The sequence below is a fragment of the Pseudomonas algeriensis genome, from assembly GCF_048847255.1.
GTDB lineage: Bacteria > Pseudomonadota > Gammaproteobacteria > Pseudomonadales > Pseudomonadaceae > Aquipseudomonas.
The window spans coordinates 118,062-138,127 of record NZ_JBKKRK010000006.1; the positions used below are offsets into that span (position 1 = coordinate 118,062).

The following is a 20,066-nucleotide window of genomic DNA, read 5'->3' on the forward strand; positions in this document are numbered from 1 at the left end:
ATCGCGAGCAAGCTCGCTCCCACAAAGGATTTCAGTGTCGCTGATCGTTAGGACGCCCTGAAATCAATGTGGGAGCGAGCTTGCTCGCGATGGCGTTGGGTCAGTCATCCAGGCGTTAACTGACACACAGCCTTCGCGAGCAAGCCCGCTCCCACAGGATCCATGCAGGGCTTTAGAGCTCGCCTAGGCCGTCGATCAGCGCCTGGTTCTGCTCCGGCGTACCGATGCTGATCCGCAGGAACTGCGCGATGCGCTCCTGCTTGAAGTGCCGCACGATCACGCCCTGCTCACGCAGTTTCGCCGCCAACCCCGCTGCGTCGTACCGGGGGTGACGAGCGAAAATGAAGTTGGCCGCCGATGGCAGCACTTCAAAGCCCCTGGCCTCCAGTTTGGCCACCACCCACTCGCGGTGCTCGATCACCAACCGGCAGGTTCGGTCGAAATACTCACGATCGTCGAACGCCGCCGCGCCACCGACATTTGCCAGACGATCCAACGGATAGGAGTTGAAGCTGTTCTTGATCCGCTCCAACGCTTCGATCAGATCCGGATGCCCCACCGCCAGGCCCACTCGCAATCCCGCCAACGAGCGAGACTTGGACAGCGTCTGCGTGACCAGCAGGTTCGGATACCGATCCACCAGGCTGATGGCCGTTTCGCCACCAAAGTCGATGTAAGCCTCGTCGACGACCACCACCGAATCCGGGCTGCCCTTGAGGATCTGCTCGACCGCGTCAAGCGCCAGCAGGCAGCCGGTCGGCGCGTTCGGGTTGGGGAAGATGATCCCGCCGTTCGGCTTGGCGTAATCCGTCGGGTCGATCCGGAACTGTTCATCCAGCGGCACCGCGTCGAACTCGATGCCGTACAGCCCGCAATAGACCGGGTAGAAGCTGTAGCTGATGTCCGGGAACAACACCGGTTGGTTGTGCTGAAGCAGACCGTGGAAGATGTGCGCCAGCACCTCGTCCGAACCGTTGCCCAGGAACACTTGGTTGGTTTGCACACCGTAATACCGGGCGACGGCGCTTTTCAGCAAATCGCTATTGGGGTCCGGATACAGGCGCAGGTTGTCATTGAGTTCGGTCTGCATCGCCGCGAGGGCCTTGGGCGATGGGCCATAGGGATTCTCGTTGGTGTTGAGCTTGACCAGGCGGGTCAGCTTCGGCTGTTCGCCTGGCACATACGGCACCAGGTCCTTGACGAACGGGCTCCAGAATCTACTCATTTCAGTTCCCCTTCCGTTCGTCTTTGATGCGGTATTCGGCGCTGCGGGCGTGGGCGCTCAGCGATTCGCCACGGGCCAGCACCGACGCGGTCTTGCCCAGTTCGGACGCGCCCTGCTCCGAGCAGAAAATGATCGAGGAGCGTTTCTGGAAGTCGTAAACCCCCAGCGGCGACGAGAAGCGCGCGGTGCCGGAGGTCGGCAGTACATGGTTCGGTCCGGCGCAATAGTCGCCCAGCGCCTCGGAGGTGTGACGGCCCATGAAGATCGCGCCGGCATGGCGGATCTTCGGCAGCCAAGCCTGGGGATCGGCAACCGACAGTTCCAAGTGCTCCGGCGCGATGCGGTTGGCGACTTCGATGGCCTGTTCCATGTCATCGACCTTGATCAGGGCACCACGGCCATTGATGGAGGTGTTGATGATCTCGGCGCGGTCCATGGTCGGCAGCAACTTGTCGATGCTGGCGGCCACTTTGTCGAGAAATTCGGCGTCCGGGCTGACCAGGATGGCCTGGGCATCTTCGTCATGCTCGGCCTGGGAAAACAGGTCCATGGCGATCCAGTCCGGATCGGTCTGACCGTCGCACACCACGAGGATTTCCGAAGGGCCAGCAATCATGTCGATGCCGACCTGACCAAACACGTGGCGCTTGGCAGTGGCGACATAGATGTTGCCCGGACCGACTACCTTGTCGACCCGCGGCACGCTTTGCGTGCCATAGGCCAACGCGGCCACGGCCTGGGCACCGCCGATGGTGAACACCCGGTCCACGCCGGCAATGCAGGCGGCAGCCAGCACCAGTTCGTTGATTTCGCCGCGCGGGGTCGGGACAACCATGACCACTTCAGTCACGCCGGCGACCTTGGCCGGGATCGCGTTCATCAGCACCGAGGACGGATAGGACGCTTTGCCACCCGGCACGTACAAGCCGGCGCGGTCCAGCGGCGTGACCTTCTGGCCCAGCACCGTGCCGTCGGCCTCGGTGTAACTCCACGAATCCTGTCTCTGCCGCTCGTGATAACTGCGTACCCGGGACGCGGCTTTTTCCAAGGCTTCGCGCTGGGCCACGGTGATTCGGGTCAAAGCCAGTTCCAGACGCTCGCGCGGCAGGATCAGGTCGGCCATCGACGCCACTTGCAGGCCGTCGAACTTCTGTGTGAATTCCACCAAGGCATCGTCGCCACGCTCGCGCACGGCCTTGATGATGTCCAGCACCCGCTGGTTGACCGAGTCGTCGGACACACTCTCCCAGCTCAACAGATGATCCAGATGATGTGCGAAATCCGGGTCGGCAGCGTTGAGTCGGCGAATCGAGGTGGGAGCGGTCATAGCGAGGGCCTCATTAATGGCAAATGCTCAGGCGCCCTAAGCTACCAGTCCATTCGCGGGGGCACCTGAGAAAATTGGCTATGACGCGGATAGACGGGCGCGACTCAAGGTCGCGCAGGTGAATCAGCCGCGGTGTCGCGATTCCACTGCCTTGCGCAGGGTATCGATCAAAGCCTGGATACGGGCGTGCTGCATTTTCATCGAAGCCTTGTTGACGATCAGCCGGGAGGTGATGTCGGCGATGAAATCCTGGGGTTCCAGGCCGTTGGCGCGCAGGGTGTTGCCCGTGTCGACCACGTCGATGATCTTGTCCGCCAGGCCGATCAACGGCGCCAGCTCCATCGAGCCGTAGAGCTTGATGATGTCGACCTGGCGGCCTTGTTCGGCGTAGTAGCGCTTGGCAACGTTGACGAACTTGGTCGCGACCCGCAGGCGCCCTTTGGGCTCGGGCGCGCCGACCTTGCCAGCGGTCATCAGCTTGCAGCGAGCGATGCGCAGGTCCAGCGGCTCGTACAAACCCTGGCCGCCGTATTCCATCAGTACGTCCTTGCCGGCAACGCCCAGGTCGGCGGCGCCATGCTCCACGTACGTCGGCACATCGGTGGCGCGCACGATCAACAAGCGCACGTCGGCCTGGGTCGTGGGGATGATCAGCTTGCGGCTCTTGTCCGGATTCTCGGTCGGCACAATGCCCGCTTCAGCCAGAAGCGGCAGGGTGTCGTCAAGGATGCGGCCCTTGGACAGTGCGATGGTCAACATGGGAAACGTCAGTCCTAATCAAGGTACTCATGCCCGGTCGCAAGCGGCGCCGGACATACATCGAGGGCGCAACCACCCTCGATTTGAAACGAAATCCTGGCACATCCTTGTGCCATGCAGCCGGAACTAGCCCGGCACGCGGCGGATCTTGGCGCCGAGCATCTGCAGTTTTTCTTCGATGCACTCGTAGCCGCGGTCGATGTGGTAGATGCGGTCGATCAAGGTATCGCCCTCGGCGATCAGGGCCGAGATCACCAGGCTGGCCGAGGCCCGCAGGTCGGTTGCCATGACCGGCGCGCCCTTGAGTTTCTCGGCGCCGGTGACGATGGCGGTGTTGCCTTCGACCTGGATCTTGGCGCCCATGCGGTGCAGCTCATAGACGTGCATGAAGCGGTTTTCGAAGATCGTCTCGATCACCGCGCCCGTGCCTTCGGCAATGGCGTTGAGGGAGATGAACTGCGCCTGCATGTCGGTCGGGAACGCTGGGTAGGGAGCGGTCCGCACGTTGACGGCTTTCGGCCGCTTGCCGTGCATGTTCACTTCGATCCAGTCTTCGCCGCAGGTGACTTCGGCGCCAGCTTCCTTGAGTTTTTCCAGCACAGCTTCAAGGATGGTCGGATCGGTGTCCTTGACCTTGACGCGGCCACCGGTGACGGCGGCGGCAACCAGGTAGGTGCCCGTTTCAATACGGTCCGGCATCACTTTGTAAGTGGCCGAGTGCAGGCGCTCGACGCCATCGATGGTGATGGTGTCGGTGCCAGCGCCGCTGATCTTGGCGCCCATGGCGATCAGGAAGTTCGCCAGGTCCACCACCTCGGGCTCGCGAGCGGCGTTTTGCAGCACGCTGCGGCCCTTGGCCAATGCGGCGGCCATCATGATGTTCTCGGTCCCGGTCACGCTGACGGTATCGAAGAAGAAATGCGCGCCACGCAGGCCGCCTTCAGGGGCCTTGGCCTTGATGTAGCCGCCCTCGACATCGATCACCGCGCCCATGGCCTCCAGGCCACGGATGTGCAGGTCCACTGGACGCGAACCGATGGCGCAACCGCCAGGGAGCGCCACTTCGGCTTCACCGAAACGGGCGACCATCGGGCCGAGCACCAGGATCGAGGCACGCATGGTCTTGACCAGCTCGTACGGCGCGACCAGGGTCTTGATGGTACGTGGGTCGATTTCGACGGCGAGTTTCTCGTCGATCACAGGTTCGATGCCCATGCGGCCGAACAGCTCGATCATCGTGGTGATGTCGTGCAGGTGCGGCAGGTTGGCCACGGTCACAGGGCCATCGCACAGCAGCGTCGCGGCCAGGATCGGCAGCGCGGAGTTCTTTGCTCCGGAAATACGGATTTCGCCATCGAGGCGAACGCCGCCGGTAATAATCAATTTATCCATAAGAATCTCGACGCCCTTGGGCTCAGGTGCGCTCGGCCCAGGCCGCGCGGCTGAAAAATTTCATAGTGACCGCGTGGATGCTGCCATCGGCGATCCATGGGTTCAAATGGGCATAGATGCTCTGCTGACGCTTCACCGGGCTCAACGCCGCCAGTTCATCGCTGATCACGTTCAGCTGGAAATTGCAGCCTTCGCCTTCAACTTCCACCTGCGTACCAGGCAGCTTTCCTTCAAGGAAGCTCTTCACTTCTACAGCCTGCATGCTCAACCTCAATCGGCGCCCTGTGCGCACGGGTCGCACATCATACAAAAAAGCCCCGCGCCTGCGAACCCCGCGAAGCAGGACTCTGACGGGGGGCTTTTACGAAGTTGTGAATCAGGGGTGCTCCAACAGCTCGGTCAATTCGCTGACCTGGGCTATTTCGCGCATGTCCTCAGGCATCCCACGGATGCTCCACGTCTTGCCGGCGGCCTTGGCGTCGCGCATGAAGCACAGCAGGAGGGACAGGCCGACGCTGCTGGACTTCTCCACCGCCGAGCAGTCAATGACCAACTCGGCGGCCTTGGCGGATTGGATCAACGCCTGGCCCTGCTTGCGCATACCCGGGCCGGTGCGGTAATCCAGCACGCCACTGAGCAGCAACTCGCCAGACTCGCCCAGGCGAATGGCCGACTCACTCACCGACGCATTCATTGTTGCTGCTTCTCTTGGGCATCTTCGGCAACTTCCTTCGCCTTGGCGACTTCCCCCGCCCAACCGTCGATGGTCTTGTTCAGGTCGTTGCCGTTGCGCTGCATCGCATCGGCGAACTGATCGCGGAACAACTTGCCGATGTTGATGCCGTTGATGATCACGTTGCGTACTTTCCACTCGCCGCTGATTTTCTCGAGCGTGTAGGACACCGGATATACGGCGCCGTTATTGCCCTTGACCGTCATGCCGACGCTGGTGCGATCACCTGACTCATCCTTGGCCGGATCGACCGTGATGCCCTGGTTGTTGTACTCGAGCAAGGCGTTGCCATAGAACTGGAACAGGCTGCGCTTGAAGTTTTCCTGGAAGCGGGTCATCTGCTCGGGCGTAGCCTTGCGCGAGTATTTGACGGTCATGATGCTCTTGGAAATGCCATCGGCATCCACGACCGGCCCGACGATACGGTTCAGGGATTCATAGAACGCACCCGGGTCCTGCTTGTACTTTTCCTTATTGGCAGAGAGATCCGCCAGAAGTTGATCCGTGGTGGTCTTGATGATGTCGTGCGCCGAAGGCGCCGCCACGGCATTGCCCATCAGCGGCAGGGCCGCCAGCAAGACCAGCAGGCTGCGTCGCAGGATAGAGATCATTCAATAGCTCCTCATTTGGCGTCTTTGTTCACGGTATTGAGTAGGAATTTACCGATCAGGTCCTCGAGCACCAGGGACGACTGTGTATCGTGGATGGTCCCACCGTCCTTGAGCAAGGCATCTTCCCCACCCACGCTGATACCGATGTATTTCTCGCCCAACAGCCCAGCCGTGAGAATCGATGCAGTGGAGTCAGTCGGCAGGTTATCCACCCGCTTTTCCAGTTGCAGCGTCACCCGACCGGTGAAACTGTCGCGGTCCAGATCGATTGCCGTGACCTTGCCGATGGTGACACCGGCCATGGTTACCTTGGCTCTGACCGTCAAACCGGCGATATTGTCAAAATAAGCATAAAGTTTATAAGTATCGGTGCTCGCGGTCGGCGCCAGTCCACTGACTCGCAGGGCCAGCAGCAGCAAAGCCAGGATGCCAGCCAGCAAGAAAAGGCCGACACCGATTTCCAGGGTGCGGTTTTGCATCAGAAATCTCCAAACATCAAGGCGGTCAGAATAAAGTCAAGGCCCAGGACGGCCAACGAGGCATAGACCACGGTCTTGGTTGTGGCACGGCTGATCCCCTCTGACGTGGGCTCACAGTCATAACCTTGGAACACGGCGATCCAGGTGACCACGAAAGCGAATACGGCACTCTTGATCACACCGTTGAGCACATCGTCGAGGAAGTCGACGCTGTTCTGCATGTTGGACCAGTAGGAACCTTCATAGACCCCCAGCCAATCGACGGCCACCCAGGAGCCTCCCCAGATCCCCACGACACTGAAGATCATCGCCAGCACCGGCAGCGAGATGAAGCCGGCCCACAGGCGCGGGGCAATGATGTACTTGAGTGGATCGACACCAATCATTTCCAGGCTGGACAACTGCTCGGTGGACTTCATGTTGCCGATTTCAGCGGTCAACGCCGACCCGGCACGCCCAGCGAACAGCAGCGCCGTCACCACGGGCCCGAGCTCGCGCAACAAGGTCAGCGCGACCATTTGCCCGACCGCTTGCTCCGATCCATAGCTGGACAGGATGCTGAAGCCCTGGAGCGCCAGTACCATGCCAATGAAGATGCCCGAGACGACGATGATCACAAGGGACATCACCCCCACCGAATGCAATTGCTTGACCAGCAGGCCAAAACCGCCTCCGGTCGAATTGCGTCCGAGCAGTGCGTGCATCAGGAACAGCGTGGAACGCCCCAGCACGGCCAGCACGTCGATGCCGGAACGGCCGAACAGGCGAATTCTTTCTATTAATGATTTCTTGCGCATCAGCGCTTCCCCAGCAGATCGGTACGGTAATCCGTGGCCGGAAAATGAAACGCCACCGGACCGTCCGGGTCACCTTTCATGAATTGGCGAATGCGTGGGTTGTCCGAATCCTTCAATTCCTTGGGCGTACCCTGCCCCAGCACCTGGCCATCGCCAACGACATAGATGTAGTCGGCGATGCTCGCGGTTTCGGCCAGGTCGTGGGACACCACGATGCTGGTGATGCCCAGGGCGTCATTGAGCAGGCGGATCAACCGCACGAGCACGCCCATCGCAATGGGGTCCTGGCCAACAAAGGGCTCGTCGTACATGAGGATTTTTGGATCGAGGGCGATGGCCCGCGCCAACGCCACGCGACGCTTCATGCCACCGGACAGTTCATCCGGCATCAAATCCAGGGCCCCGCGCAGCCCGACGGCCTGCAGCTTGAGCAAAACGATGTCGCGGATCATTTCGTCCGGCAGTTCGGTATGGACCCGCAGGGGAAACGCCACGTTCTCGAACACATCGAGGTCGGTAAACAGCGCGCCGCTCTGGAACAGCACCCCCATATGCTTGCGCGCATCGAACAAATCGCTGCGCGACAACTTTGGAAGGTTCTGGCCATTGACCCAGACTTCGCCGGCGCTAGGGCGCAGTTGTGCCCCCATCAGCCGCAGCAGCGTGGTCTTTCCGCACCCGGAAGGCCCCATGATGCCGGTCACCTTGCCGCGCGGGATGCGAATATCGATGTCATTGAAAATGCTGCGCGTCCCTCGCTTGAAGGACAGTCCCTTCAGCTCGACCGCGTAGGCGTTGTCGGCACTCATCTAAACTCCTTGCGATGCAGCCTCATATCCGAATGCCCAGGCCAGCCGACAAATGCCGGTACCGCCGGGCACACGAACCGGCGGCGAACTATATCACTGCAAGCGTCAGGCGCCCAAGGCCAACCCCCCGCCCGTTAAGCCTGGCTTAAGGTAAAACACCACATTTTATGTCCAGCCTTGCAACCGTTCGAACAAAGCGTGACGAACTAACGTGAGCGAATCGTTCATTACCGCTATAATCGCCGCCTTTTCATCGGGCTATACGATCTGACATGAGCCAATCCAGCGACCTGATTCAATCGGCACAACGTACCATCCGCCTCGAGCTCGAAGCCGTACAAGGCTTACTGGCCCACATCGACGCTGATTTCGTACGTGCCTGCGAGATGATTCTGGCCAGCAAGGGCCGCGTGGTCGTGGTCGGCATGGGTAAGTCCGGCCACATCGGCAACAAGATCGCCGCCACCCTGGCGAGCACGGGCACGACGGCTTTTTTTGTCCACCCGGCCGAAGCCAGCCATGGCGACATGGGCATGATTACCCGGGACGATGTCATCCTGGCCCTGTCCAACTCCGGCTCGACCAATGAAATCCTCACGTTGCTGCCGCTGATCAAGCGCCTGGGCATCCAGATGATCAGCATCACCGGCAACCCGGACTCCCCGTTGGCCAAGGCCGCCGAGGTGAACCTCAATGTCCATGTCGAGCACGAAGCCTGCCCGCTGAACCTGGCCCCGACCTCCTCCACCACCGCGGCACTGGTCATGGGCGATGCCCTGGCCGTGGCCCTGCTGGAAGCCCGGGGCTTCACGGCCGAGGATTTCGCCTTTTCCCATCCCGGTGGCGCGCTGGGCCGTCGCCTGTTGCTGAAAGTCGAAAACGTGATGCACGCCGGAGAAGAGCTGCCGCAGGTGCAACGCGGCACGCTGCTCAAAGATGCGCTGATGGAAATGACCCGCAAGGGCCTGGGCATGACCGTGATCCTCGAAGCCGACGGCAAGCTCGCCGGGATTTTCACAGACGGCGACCTGCGCCGCACCCTCGACCGCGCGATCGACATTCGCAACGCAACCATCGACGAAGTCATGACGCTGCACGGCAAGACCGCCCGCGCCGACATGCTGGCTGCCGAAGCCCTTAAAATCATGGAAGACCACAGGATAAACGCACTGGTGGTAGTGGATGACGAAGACCGCCCGATCGGCGCCTTCAACCTGTCCGACCTGCTGCGTGCTGGAGTAATGTAATGACGACCGACCTGCTGCAACGGGGCAAGACCATCAAGCTCGCCGTATTCGACGTCGACGGTGTACTCACCGACGGCCGCCTTTATTTCCTCGAAGACGGCAGCGAATTCAAGACCTTCAACACACTCGACGGCCAAGGCATCAAGATGCTGATGGCCTCGGGCGTGCAAACGGCCATTATCAGCGGCCGCAAGACCCCGGTGGTCGAACGGCGGGCGAAGAACCTGGGCATCCCCCACCTTTACCAGGGCCGCGAAGACAAACTGGTGGTTCTGGACGAGCTCCTTGGCCAACTCAATCTAAGCTATGAACAGGTCGCCTACCTGGGCGACGATCTGCCGGACCTGCCGGTCATCCGTCGGGTCGGCCTGGGCATGGCAGTGGCCAACGCAGCGGCGTTCGTGCGCGAGCACGCCCATGGCGTCACCACGGCAAGGGGCGGCGAAGGTGCAGCCCGTGAATTCTGTGAACTGATCCTGCGTGCCCAGGGCCACCTCGAAGCGGCCAACGCCGCATACTTGTGAGCCATTTATGCTAAGCAAGAAGATTCGCACCATTCTGGTGTTCAGCTGCATCGCCGCGATTTTCGCTGCGGTGGGCTATTGGAACATCAGCCCGGAACGCTTCCTTGACCAACCCGCGGCCAAGGTCGAGGAAAATGACATCGACTGGTATGCGACCAATACGCATACCCTGCAATACCTGCCGGACGGAAAGGTGCAGTACGAGATGACGGCCGACAAGGTCGATCATGTAAAGGCCAGCGACGTCACGCTGGTGACCAAACCGGACCTGAACATGTTCCGGGGTACCGAATTTCCATGGCACGTGCAGAGCGAACGGGCCGAGGTCAATCCCGGCGGCACCGAAGTCGAACTGATCGACTCGGTGCGCATCGCACGGACCGATGAAAAGAACCGTACGACCATCATCACCAGCAGTCGCATGACGGTCTTCCCGCAGCGAGAATATGCGCAGACCGAGCAACCCGTTAGAATCGACGGCGCTGGCGGCGTGTCGACCGGCGTGGGAATGAAGGCGTATTTGAAGGAAAGCAGGATACACCTGCTATCGAAAGTAAGAGGACAGTATGAAGCTCGCTAAAACCCTCCCTATTTTGCTCAGTCTGGGCGCTGCACTGGGAAGCGCGAGCGCCTGGGCCCTTCCCAACGACCGCGACCAGCCTATCCGCATCCAGGCCGACGACGCGCAACTGGACGACAAGAACGGTGTCGCCACCTATAAGGGTGACGTGATCATTACCCAGGGCTCGATGAAGGTGACCGGCAATACCGTCACCATCACCCGCACCCAGTCCGGCGATATCGACGTAGTGACATCCGTGGGCAACCTGGCGTACTTCGAACAGTTGCAGACCGCAGGCGACACCAAGCCTGTGCAGGGTTACGGGGTCACCATCCAGTATCACGCCGCCCAGGACCGCGTTGTATTGATCGACCGCGCCAAGGTCGTCGACAAGGACAACAACGTGACCCAAGGCGAGAAGATCGTCTACGACACGGTCAAGAAGCTGGCCAGCGCCGGCCGTGCCACTGGCAGCAAGGTGACCGAACAGCGTCCGCGGATCGACATGGTGATCCAGCCGAAAAAGAAAACCGACGAGCAGAAGGCGCAGTAATGGCAACTCTGAAAGCCCAGCACCTGGCCAAGAGCTACAAGAGCCGCCAGGTTGTGCGCGATGTCAGCCTGTCCATCGACAGCGGCCAGATCGTTGGCTTGCTCGGCCCCAACGGCGCGGGCAAGACAACCTGTTTCTACATGATCGTCGGGCTGGTTCAGGCCGACCAGGGCCGCGTACTGATCGACGACCTGGATGTCAGCCACCAGCCGATGCACGGCCGGGCGAAGGCCGGTATCGGTTATCTGCCGCAAGAAGCGTCGATCTTCCGCAAACTGTCGGTGGCCGACAACATCATGGCCATCCTCGAGACCCGCAAGGAGCTCGACAAGGCCGGCCGCCGCCAGGAATTGGAGAGCCTGCTGCAGGAATTCCATATCAGCCACATTCGCGACAACCTGGGCATGAGCCTGTCCGGCGGCGAACGTCGTCGCGTGGAAATTGCCCGCGCCCTGGCCACCGCGCCGAAATTCATTCTGCTCGACGAACCCTTCGCCGGCGTAGACCCGATTTCGGTGGGCGACATCAAGCAGATCATCCATCATCTCAAGGCCAAGGGGATCGGCGTGCTGATCACCGACCACAACGTGCGCGAGACACTGGACATCTGCGAGACCGCCTATATCGTCAACGACGGCCAGTTGATCGCCGAGGGCGACTCGGCCACCATCCTGGCCAACGAGCTGGTCAAGGAAGTGTATCTGGGCCACGAGTTCCGCCTTTAAGCCACGAAGCCTCAGGCGAAGGCCTGGGTGGTGCCGAATTTCCGATGACGACCCGTGGGGCGCTCTCAATTAATTGAAGACGCCCCCTAGGCAAACACTTCAGTTTCAGGCATATAATTTGCTTAAGTTTGGCGCTCCGGCGCCCTGTAGTGGATGGCGCATGTGCGCCGGCAAATAAGGTGTTAAGCCCCTGCCATGAAACCATCGCTAGTCTTGAGAATGGGCCAGCAGCTGACGATGACACCGCAGCTGCAACAGGCCATCCGCCTGCTCCAATTGTCGACCCTGGACCTGCAACAGGAAATCCAAGAGGCCCTGGAATCCAATCCGATGCTCGAACGCCAGGAAGAGGGCGACGACTTCGACAACACCGATCCACTGGCCGACAATGTCGAGCAGAAAACCACCCCGGAAATCCAGGAACCAACCTACCAACAGGAAGCCGCCCCCACGGTGGACAACCTTGAGGATGGCGAATGGAACGAGCGCATTCCCAGCGACCTGCCCGTGGACACGGCTTGGGAAGACGTCTATCAGACCAGCGCCAGCAGCCTGCCGAGCGGCGATGACGACGAATGGGATTTCACTACCCGCACGTCCGCCGGCGAGAGCTTGCAGAGTCATCTGCTCTGGCAATTGAACCTGGCGCCGATGTCCGATACCGATCGCCTGATCGCCGTGACCCTGATCGATTGCATCAACAACCAGGGTTACCTGGACGAGACGCTGGAAGAAATCCTCGAAGCCTTCGACCCCGAGCTCGACATCGAGCTGGACGAGATCGAAGCCGTCTTGCATCGCATCCAGCAGTTCGAACCCGCCGGCATCGGTGCTCGCAACCTGGGCGAATGCCTGTTGCTGCAGCTGCGCCAATTGCCCGCCAAAACCCCGTGGCTGGCCGAAGCCAAGCGCCTGGTGACCGATTACATCGACCTTTTGGGCGGACGCGACTACAGCCAACTGATGCGTCGCATGAAGCTCAAGGAAGATGAACTGCGCCAGGTCATCGAGCTGGTGCAAAGCCTCAACCCGCGTCCTGGCTCACAGATCGAATCCACCGAGCCCGAATACGTCGTCCCCGACGTAATCGTGCGCAAGCACAACGATCGCTGGCTGGTGGAGCTCAACCAGGAGTCGATGCCCAAGCTGCGCGTCAACGCCCAGTACGCAGGTTTCGTCAAACGCGCCGACACCAGCGCCGACAACACCTTTATGCGCAACCAGTTGCAGGAAGCGCGCTGGTTCATCAAGAGCCTGCAGAGCCGCAACGAAACCCTGATGAAAGTCGCCACCCAGATCGTCGAGCATCAGCGCGGCTTCCTGGAATATGGCGACGAAGCGATGAAGCCATTGGTCCTGCATGACATTGCCGAGGCGGTGGGCATGCACGAATCGACGATTTCACGGGTGACCACCCAGAAATTCATGCATACCCCTCGGGGCATCTATGAATTGAAATACTTTTTCTCCAGCCACGTCAGCACCTCCGAAGGCGGCGAATGCTCGTCCACGGCCATCCGCGCGATCATCAAAAAACTGGTCGCTGCGGAAAATCAGAAAAAGCCGTTGAGTGACAGCAAGATCGCTGGTTTACTGGAGGCACAAGGCATTCAGGTGGCCCGCCGTACCGTCGCCAAATACCGCGAATCCCTGGGGATCGCACCTTCGAGCGAACGCAAGCGGTTGATGTAACAGGCCACGCCACAGCGTTCCAGTGGCAGGCACCCAGCCTGCCGCTTTATGCACTGGCAACGAAGGAGAAGCTGTATGCAAGTCAACATCAGTGGACACCAACTGGAAGTGACCGAACCCCTGCGCACCTACATCGGCGAAAAACTCGACCGATTGGAGAGGCATTTCGACAAAATCACCAACGTGCAAGTCATTCTGAACGTCGAAAAGCTGAAGCAGAAGATCGAAGCCACACTGCATATTCCCGGCGGAGAAGTGGTTGCCAATGCGGAGCATGATGACATGTACGCCGCGATTGACCTGCTGACCGACAAGCTGGATCGCCAACTCAAAAAGCATAAGGAAAAGACCCAGAGCCTCCTCCAGGGCGCAACCGGTCGTTAACCCCCCCAATCCATGATCCGACTAGAAACCATCCTGACCCCCGGCCGTTCCCAGGTGAACGCGCCGGGTGGCAGTAAGAAGAAAGCCCTCGAACAAATTGCCAACCTGATCCACCGCGAAGTGCCGGATCTGGAAATGCAGGACGTCTTCGAGGCCCTTATCGCCCGTGAAAAACTAGGCTCCACCGGTTTTGGCAACGGCATCGCCATTCCACATTGCCGCCTCAAAGGCTGTACGTCGCCCATCAGCGCGCTACTGCACCTTGAAGCGCCCATAGATTTTGACGCCATCGACGGCGCCCCGGTCGACCTGCTGTTCGTATTGCTGGTTCCGGAAGCGGCGACCGATGCGCACCTTGAGCTGCTGCGCCAGATCGCCAGCATGCTGGACCGCAAGGAAGTGCGCGAAAGACTGCGCAGCGCAACGAGTAACGACGCTTTGTATCAGGTTGTCCTGGACGAGCAGAACGGTCATTAAACATGCGCATGATCATCGTCAGTGGCCGCTCCGGCTCCGGTAAAAGTACCGCCCTCAATGTGCTCGAGGACAGCGGCTACTACTGCATCGACAACTTGCCGGCAGGCCTGCTTCCGGAGTTGGCCGAGCGCGCCCTGATCCACACCGAACTGGCGCAACCGCTGGTCGCCGTGTCGGTCGATGCCCGTAACCTGCCCAGCCACTTGTCGCGCTTCCCCGAACTGCTCGAGGAAGTGCGCAGCCGCCATATCCAATGCGATGTGCTCTACCTGGATGCCGACGAAGAAACCTTGCTCAAGCGTTTCTCCGAAACTCGCCGGCGCCATCCACTGAGCAATGCGAGCCGCTCCCTGGCCGAAGCGATCCATGACGAAAGCCAACTGCTCGGGCCCATCGCGGACCTGGCGGACCTCAAGCTCAACACCACGAACCTGAACCTGTATCAACTGCGCGACACCCTCAAGTTGCGCCTGCTGAACCAGCCAGAACCGGGTACGGCCTTTCTCGTCGAATCGTTCGGTTTCAAACGCGGAATGCCGGTAGATGCCGACCTGGTGTTCGATGTCCGCTGTTTGCCCAACCCTTATTGGAAACCGGAACTGCGCGAGCAGTCCGGGCTGGACCAACCGGTAATCGACTACTTGGCTGCCCAGCCGGATGTCGAAGAGATGTACCAGGACATTTCCAGCTACCTGCTCAAATGGCTGCCCCGCTTTGCCGCTAGCAACCGCGCCTACGTCACGATCGCCATTGGCTGTACGGGTGGCCATCACCGCTCCGTCTACCTGACCGAACGCCTGGGTCAGCTCCTGCAACAATCCCTGAAGAACGTCCAGGTTCGCCACCGCGACCTCAGCTAAAGGATTCACACCGCGATGCCTGCTCGTGAAATTGAAATCATCAACAAGCTGGGTTTGCATGCCCGAGCGTCGGCGAAATTCGTAGGTGTGGCGGGTCAGTTTCCTGAGACCACGATCCGGGTCGGGCGCACGCCTGAGAGTACCGTCGATGGTAAAAGCATCATGGCGATGATGATGCTCGCCGCTGGTAAGGGCACCAAGATCCACTTGAGCACCGAGGGCGAACAGGCCCAGGAGGCGATGGATGCCTTGGTGGCGCTGATCAACAACTATTTCGACGAGGGGGAATAACTCCTCCGGACCCAAGGCCATTTCGTAGCGAGGGAGCTTGCCCCCGCTCGGCCGGGCTGGCGCTCCAGCGCGCAGCGGCCGCAAGATGTTGGGGCCGCTTCGCGGCTCAGCGGAACAAGCTCCCTCGCCACAAAAACGGTCTTGCCATGAGCTCTAATCGACACAAAAAAGGCGCGTCATCCACATGAATGACGCGCCTTTTTTTGTGGCCTTGAGTATCAGCTACCCGCCACGGTCATCCGCTCGATCAACACCGAGCCCGTGCGGATGTTGCTGCGCAGCTCCAAATCATTCCCCACCGCCACGATCTGCTTGAACATGTCACGCATGTTTCCGGCGATGGTGACTTCCTGAACCGGGAACTGGATCTCGCCATTCTCGACCCAGAAACCCGCCGCGCCACGGGAATAATCCCCGGTCACCATGTTCAGCCCATGGCCCATCAACTCCGTTACCAACAGCCCCCGGCCCATGCGCCGAAGCAATGCCGCCTGGTCTTCTTCGCCATGGGTAACGAAAAGGTTATGCACACCGCCAGCGTTGGCGGTGCTCGGCATGCCGAGTTTGCGGCCCGAATAGGTACCAAGGATGTAGGACACCAGCTCGCCGTTTTCCACGAACGGCTTGGCGTAAGTGGCCAGGCCATCGCCGTCGAATGCCGAGCTGCCCATGGCCTGCATCAGGTGCGGACGCTCGTCAATGGTCATCCACTCCGGGAACAGCTTCTGCCCCAGCGCGCCTTCCAGGAACGACGACTTGCGGTACAAGTTGCCGCCAGACACCGCCGACAGGAAGCTGCCAAACAGACCACCGGCCAGCTCGGCAGAAAACAGCACCGGCACCTCACAGGTCGGCACCGGCCGCGCGCCCAAGCGGCTGGCTGCCCGTTGTGCGGCTTTCTGGCCGATGCTCACCGGGTCCGCCAGCAACGTGCCCTGGCGACTGACGTCATACCAGTAGTCGCGCTGCATCTGCCCGTCCGCCTCGGCGATCATCACACAACTGAGGCTGTGACGGGTCGAAGCGTAACCGCCGATAAAGCCATGGCTGTTGCCATAAACCCGGCAACCCTGGTGCGTATTGAGCGTCGTACCGTCGGCATTCTTGATCCGGCGGTCGGCATCGAATGCCGCCGCCTCACAGCGCAGCGCCTGTTCGATGGCTTGCTCGGGCGTGATGTCCCAGGCGTGGAACAGATCGAAATCCTTCAGTTCCTTGCACATAAGGGCGGCATCGGCCAACCCCGAGGCGTCATCCTCGGACGTGTGCTTGGCGATCGCCAGCGCCGCGGCCACCGTTTCGCGAATGGCGTCGGGCCCGCTGGCCGAAGTGCTGGCCGATCCCTTGCGCTGGCCTACGTACAAGGTAATGCCGAAACCCTGATCCCGATTGAACTCAACGGTTTCCACTTCGCGCTGGCGCACCGAAGTCGACAATCCCTGCTCCAGCGATACCGCCACCTCACAGGCGCTGGCACCTTGTCGCTTGGCTTCGGCGAGAATCTGCTCGACTTGCTCCTGCAGTGCCGGCAATGCCTGGGGGCCGACGCTCTGAACTGCACTCATGGTGTTCTCCACTCAAATTCTGCTTTCGGTATCGGGTTTGCACGCAAACTGCCTGCGCTGTTTTTCGTACAAACCCTTGGCCTTCTAGCGACCGGGCCGGACAAGCGGCCCCCGACTGGTTATCATGGCGGCGTTTCTTTGCGGACTGCCACCATGGTTGATTCTTACGACGACTCCCTCTACGAGGGTGAAAAAAGCAAATCCCAGGTCAAACGAGAGCTGCATGCTCTGGTTGACCTCGGCGAGCGCCTGACAACACTCAAGCCTGACTTGCTGGCCAAACTGCCATTGACCGACGCCTTGCGCCGGGCCCTGGCCGATGCGCCCAAGCACACCGCGAATATCGCGCGTAAACGGCACCTGCAGTTCATCGGCAAACTGATGCGCGACCAGGACACTGACGCGATCCTGGTTTTGCTCGACCAGCTCGATGCCTCCACCCGCCAGTACAACGAGCGCTTCCACAACCTGGAACGCTGGCGTGATCGCTTGATCGCTGGCGATGACGGCACCTTGGAAAAATTCGTCATCGACTACCCGGAGGCCGATCGCCAGCAATTGCGCTCCCTGATCCGTCAGGCCCAGCACGAACTGGCGCACAACAAGCCGCCGGCCTCGAGCCGTAAAATCTTCAAATACATCCGTGAGCTGGACGAGACTCAACGCGGCCTGCGCTGAGTCTCGTCCTTGGGTGGAGGCCTTGCACTCCACCCAAGGCTCCGTCATGCGCCCGTGCCACCCACGGTAATTGCATCGATCTTCAAGGTCGGCTGGCCGACACCCACCGGCACCGACTGGCCGTCTTTGCCACACGTGCCCACGCCACTGTCCAGCGACAGGTCATTACCGACCATCGACACTTTGCTCATCGCCTCCGGCCCGTTGCCGATCAGGGTCGCGCCCTTGACCGGCGCGGTGATCTTGCCGTCTTCAATGAGGTAGGCCTCGCTGGTGGAAAACACGAACTTGCCGCTGGTGATGTCCACCTGGCCACCGCCGAGGTTGGCGCAATAGATGCCTTTTTTCACCGAGGCGATGATTTCCGCCGGATCGCTCTGGCCGCCCAGCATGTAGGTATTGGTCATGCGCGGCATCGGAAGGTGCGCGTAGGATTCGCGACGACCGTTGCCGGTGCGAGCGACGCCCATCAGGCGAGCATTGAGCTTGTCCTGCATGTAGCCCTTGAGCACGCCGTTTTCGATCAAGGTGGTGCACTCGGTCGGGGTGCCTTCGTCATCGACGCTCAGGGAGCCCCGACGCCCGGCCAATGTACCGTCGTCGACGATCGTGCAGAGTTTCGAGGCGACCATTTCACCCATGCGACCACTGTAGGCAGAGCTGCCCTTGCGGTTGAAATCGCCTTCCAGGCCGTGGCCGACCGCTTCATGCAGCAGCACGCCGGACCAGCCGGAGCCCAGCACCACCGGCAACGTGCCGGCCGGGGCCGGAATCGCTTCCAGATTGACCAGCGCCTGGCGCAAGGCTTCGCGGGCGTAGCCCATGGCGCGGTCTTCGCTGAGGAAATAACGATAGTCGGTGCGCCCGCCGCCGCCATGACCGCCGCGCTCACGCCGGCCGTTCTGCTCGACGATCACGCTGACATTGAACCGCACCAGGGGCCGGACGTCCGCCGCCAGGCCACCATCGGTGGACGCCACCAGGATTCGCTCCCAGACGCCCGCCATGCTCACCGACACCTGCTGGATCCGTGGATCGAGGGCGCGAGTGGCAACGTCGATGCGTTTGAGCAGCTCGACTTTCTCGGCGCGACTCATGACCTCCAACGGATTATCCGGCGCATACAGCTGCGCCACGTCCTGGCTGCTGAACGCCTGGACCGTGCCGTTTTGCCCGGCGCGCGAGATCGAACGAGCGGCACGGGCCGCGGCGCCGAGGGCTTCGAGGGTGATGGCGTTGCTGTAGGCAAAACCGGTCTTTTCACCGGACTGGGCCCGTACGCCGACGCCCTGGTCAAGGTTGAAACTGCCTTCCTTGACGATGCCGTCTTCCAACGACCAGGACTCGGAAATCTGCCCCTGGAAATACAGGTCGGCGGCATCGATGCCCGGGCCGGCCAGGTCACCCAGCACGCCTTGCAGGCTTTCGAGGGTCACGCCACCGGGGGCTAAAAGGTGTTCACTGACTGAGGACAACAACCCGCTCATATGTTTTACGCCTTGAATTCGTCGTCTTGGGCAGGTCGCTGTCGGGCGCCCTGCGAGAAAAAGCGCCGATGGCTCGCCACCGGCATGCGCGCCCGGATGGACGCCTGTTCGCTGCTGTCGCGCTCGGCCAGCAGCACCGCCTCGCCTTGATCCTGTTGCGCCAGCACCCGCCCCCATGGGTCGATAATTGCAGCGTGGCCGAAGGTTTCCCTTGGCCCCGGATGCGTCCCGCCTTGGGCTGCCGCCAGCAGGTAGCACTGGGTCTCGATGGCTCGGGCGCGAATCAATACGTCCCAATGGGCGGCGCCGGTTACTGCTGTAAAGGCCGAAGGCGCGGTGATCAACTCAGCCCCGGCCGCTCGCAACTCGCTGTAGAGCTCCGGGAAACGCAAGTCGTAACAGACCGTCAGGCCCACCCGGCCCACGGGAGTATCGGCAACCACCACGTTGCGACCATAAGCATAGTCATCGGATTCGCGGTAGCGCCCACGATTGTCCGCCACGTCCACGTCAAACAGGTGCAGCTTGTCGTAACGCGCCACGATATGGCCCTGGTCGTCCACCAGCAACGAACAGGCATGAGCCCTGGCTTCGGGCTCGCCCTCCGGCGGTAATGGCAACGTGCCGGCGACAATCCATAACCTGAGGTCGCGAGCGACCTGTTTCAACCACGGCAGGATCGGTCCCTGACCAAAGGCTTCGGCGCGACCGATGTCGGCAACGTCCCGCCGTCCCATGGCGGCGAAGTTTTCCGGCAGCACCGCCAGCCTCGCACCGCCAGCCGCTGCCTGTTCCAACAGCACACGGGCGCGGGCCAGGTTGGCGAGGACATCGCTTTGGCTGACCATTTGAATCACGGCGACTGGCATGCTGTCTCCTTCATTTCGTG

General features: G+C 60.9%; 24 protein-coding genes. 11 read left to right on the forward strand and 13 right to left on the reverse strand.

Annotation, left to right across the window (positions count from 1 at the left end):
• Window positions 1–172: 172 nt before the first annotated feature.
• The 10 genes from hisC to ACLK1G_RS11320 all read right to left on the reverse strand — a co-directional run bounded on the left by hisC (window position 173) and on the right by ACLK1G_RS11320 (window position 8,132).
• Window positions 173–1,225 (reverse strand): histidinol-phosphate transaminase, encoded by a 1,053-nt coding sequence (hisC, locus tag ACLK1G_RS11275; RefSeq protein ID WP_420765509.1) that lies wholly within the window; start codon window positions 1,223–1,225, stop codon window positions 173–175.
• 1 nt (window position 1,226) lies between these two features.
• Entirely contained in the window at window positions 1,227–2,552 is a 1,326-nt protein-coding gene (hisD, locus tag ACLK1G_RS11280) for a histidinol dehydrogenase (protein ID WP_420765510.1), read from the reverse strand.
• Window positions 2,553–2,675: 123 nt separating this feature from the next.
• Window positions 2,676–3,311: an ATP phosphoribosyltransferase gene (hisG, locus tag ACLK1G_RS11285; protein WP_047699553.1), complete on the reverse strand. Its 636-nt coding sequence runs from the start codon at window positions 3,309–3,311 to the stop codon at window positions 2,676–2,678.
• Window positions 3,312–3,437: 126 nt separating this feature from the next.
• Entirely contained in the window at window positions 3,438–4,703 is a 1,266-nt protein-coding gene (gene murA, locus ACLK1G_RS11290; protein ID WP_144922830.1) for a UDP-N-acetylglucosamine 1-carboxyvinyltransferase, read from the reverse strand.
• 22 nt (window positions 4,704–4,725) lie between these two features.
• Window positions 4,726–4,965, reverse strand: a complete 240-nt coding sequence (locus ACLK1G_RS11295) for a BolA family protein (protein WP_003221710.1) — start codon at window positions 4,963–4,965, stop codon at window positions 4,726–4,728.
• 114 nt (window positions 4,966–5,079) lie between these two features.
• Window positions 5,080–5,385, reverse strand: a complete 306-nt coding sequence (locus ACLK1G_RS11300) for an STAS domain-containing protein (protein WP_420765653.1) — start codon at window positions 5,383–5,385, stop codon at window positions 5,080–5,082.
• Between the two features lie 8 nt (window positions 5,386–5,393).
• On the reverse strand, window positions 5,394–6,047 hold the full coding sequence (locus tag ACLK1G_RS11305) for an MlaC/ttg2D family ABC transporter substrate-binding protein (RefSeq protein WP_420765511.1): 654 nt from the start codon (window positions 6,045–6,047) through the stop codon (window positions 5,394–5,396).
• 11 nt (window positions 6,048–6,058) lie between these two features.
• Window positions 6,059–6,526 carry an outer membrane lipid asymmetry maintenance protein MlaD gene (mlaD, locus tag ACLK1G_RS11310; protein WP_420765512.1) on the reverse strand — a complete coding sequence of 156 codons (468 nt, stop codon included), beginning with the start codon at window positions 6,524–6,526 and terminating at the stop codon, window positions 6,059–6,061.
• Entirely contained in the window at window positions 6,526–7,323 is a 798-nt protein-coding gene (gene mlaE / locus ACLK1G_RS11315) for a lipid asymmetry maintenance ABC transporter permease subunit MlaE (RefSeq protein WP_420765513.1), read from the reverse strand. Before mlaE ends, mlaD begins: the two co-directional genes overlap by 1 nt.
• Entirely contained in the window at window positions 7,323–8,132 is an 810-nt protein-coding gene (locus ACLK1G_RS11320; RefSeq protein WP_420765514.1) for an ATP-binding cassette domain-containing protein, read from the reverse strand. Before ACLK1G_RS11320 ends, mlaE begins: the two co-directional genes overlap by 1 nt.
• A gap of 272 nt (window positions 8,133–8,404) precedes the next feature.
• On the opposite strand from ACLK1G_RS11320, the gene ACLK1G_RS11325 reads away from it, so the two are divergent.
• From ACLK1G_RS11325 to ACLK1G_RS11370, 10 genes are all read left to right on the forward strand, one after another.
• The gene (locus ACLK1G_RS11325; RefSeq protein ID WP_420765515.1) at window positions 8,405–9,379 is read left to right on the forward strand and encodes a KpsF/GutQ family sugar-phosphate isomerase; all 975 of its coding nucleotides are present in this window, start codon (window positions 8,405–8,407) and stop codon (window positions 9,377–9,379) included.
• Complete coding sequence (locus ACLK1G_RS11330; protein WP_039592232.1) at window positions 9,379–9,903, forward strand: KdsC family phosphatase; 525 nt, start codon at window positions 9,379–9,381, stop codon at window positions 9,901–9,903. Before ACLK1G_RS11325 ends, ACLK1G_RS11330 begins: the two co-directional genes overlap by 1 nt.
• A gap of 7 nt (window positions 9,904–9,910) precedes the next feature.
• Window positions 9,911–10,483 carry an LPS export ABC transporter periplasmic protein LptC gene (gene lptC / locus ACLK1G_RS11335; RefSeq protein ID WP_420765516.1) on the forward strand — a complete coding sequence of 191 codons (573 nt, stop codon included), beginning with the start codon at window positions 9,911–9,913 and terminating at the stop codon, window positions 10,481–10,483.
• Complete coding sequence (gene lptA / locus ACLK1G_RS11340) at window positions 10,470–11,018, forward strand: lipopolysaccharide transport periplasmic protein LptA (RefSeq protein ID WP_420765517.1); 549 nt, start codon at window positions 10,470–10,472, stop codon at window positions 11,016–11,018. Before lptC ends, lptA begins: the two co-directional genes overlap by 14 nt.
• Complete coding sequence (gene lptB / locus ACLK1G_RS11345; protein WP_047228667.1) at window positions 11,018–11,743, forward strand: LPS export ABC transporter ATP-binding protein; 726 nt, start codon at window positions 11,018–11,020, stop codon at window positions 11,741–11,743. The genes lptA and lptB overlap by 1 nt, the downstream gene beginning before the upstream one ends.
• A 195-nt stretch (window positions 11,744–11,938) precedes the next feature.
• Window positions 11,939–13,435 (forward strand): RNA polymerase factor sigma-54, encoded by a 1,497-nt coding sequence (locus tag ACLK1G_RS11350; protein WP_420765518.1) that lies wholly within the window; start codon window positions 11,939–11,941, stop codon window positions 13,433–13,435.
• Window positions 13,436–13,510: 75 nt separating this feature from the next.
• Entirely contained in the window at window positions 13,511–13,819 is a 309-nt protein-coding gene (gene hpf, locus ACLK1G_RS11355) for a ribosome hibernation-promoting factor, HPF/YfiA family (protein ID WP_090281780.1), read from the forward strand.
• 12 nt (window positions 13,820–13,831) lie between these two features.
• Window positions 13,832–14,296 (forward strand): PTS IIA-like nitrogen regulatory protein PtsN, encoded by a 465-nt coding sequence (gene ptsN / locus ACLK1G_RS11360; RefSeq protein WP_420765519.1) that lies wholly within the window; start codon window positions 13,832–13,834, stop codon window positions 14,294–14,296.
• Between the two features lie 2 nt (window positions 14,297–14,298).
• Window positions 14,299–15,156: an RNase adapter RapZ gene (gene rapZ, locus ACLK1G_RS11365; RefSeq protein WP_420765520.1), complete on the forward strand. Its 858-nt coding sequence runs from the start codon at window positions 14,299–14,301 to the stop codon at window positions 15,154–15,156.
• A gap of 15 nt (window positions 15,157–15,171) precedes the next feature.
• Window positions 15,172–15,447, forward strand: coding sequence for an HPr family phosphocarrier protein (locus ACLK1G_RS11370; RefSeq protein WP_420765521.1), 276 nt, complete (start codon window positions 15,172–15,174; stop codon window positions 15,445–15,447).
• A gap of 218 nt (window positions 15,448–15,665) precedes the next feature.
• Here ACLK1G_RS11370 and pmbA read toward each other — a convergent pair whose 3' ends face one another.
• Window positions 15,666–17,012: a metalloprotease PmbA gene (pmbA, locus tag ACLK1G_RS11375; protein ID WP_420765522.1), complete on the reverse strand. Its 1,347-nt coding sequence runs from the start codon at window positions 17,010–17,012 to the stop codon at window positions 15,666–15,668.
• A 153-nt stretch (window positions 17,013–17,165) separates the two neighbouring features.
• Between pmbA and yjgA the strand changes: the two genes are divergently transcribed.
• Window positions 17,166–17,690, forward strand: a complete 525-nt coding sequence (gene yjgA, locus ACLK1G_RS11380) for a ribosome biogenesis factor YjgA (protein ID WP_420765523.1) — start codon at window positions 17,166–17,168, stop codon at window positions 17,688–17,690.
• Between the two features lie 44 nt (window positions 17,691–17,734).
• Here yjgA and tldD read toward each other — a convergent pair whose 3' ends face one another.
• Both tldD and ACLK1G_RS11390 read right to left on the reverse strand, forming a co-directional pair.
• Window positions 17,735–19,177: a metalloprotease TldD gene (gene tldD, locus ACLK1G_RS11385; RefSeq protein WP_186710681.1), complete on the reverse strand. Its 1,443-nt coding sequence runs from the start codon at window positions 19,175–19,177 to the stop codon at window positions 17,735–17,737.
• 5 nt (window positions 19,178–19,182) lie between these two features.
• Window positions 19,183–20,046 (reverse strand): carbon-nitrogen hydrolase family protein, encoded by an 864-nt coding sequence (locus ACLK1G_RS11390; protein WP_420765524.1) that lies wholly within the window; start codon window positions 20,044–20,046, stop codon window positions 19,183–19,185.
• Between the last annotated feature and the right edge of the window lie 20 nt (window positions 20,047–20,066).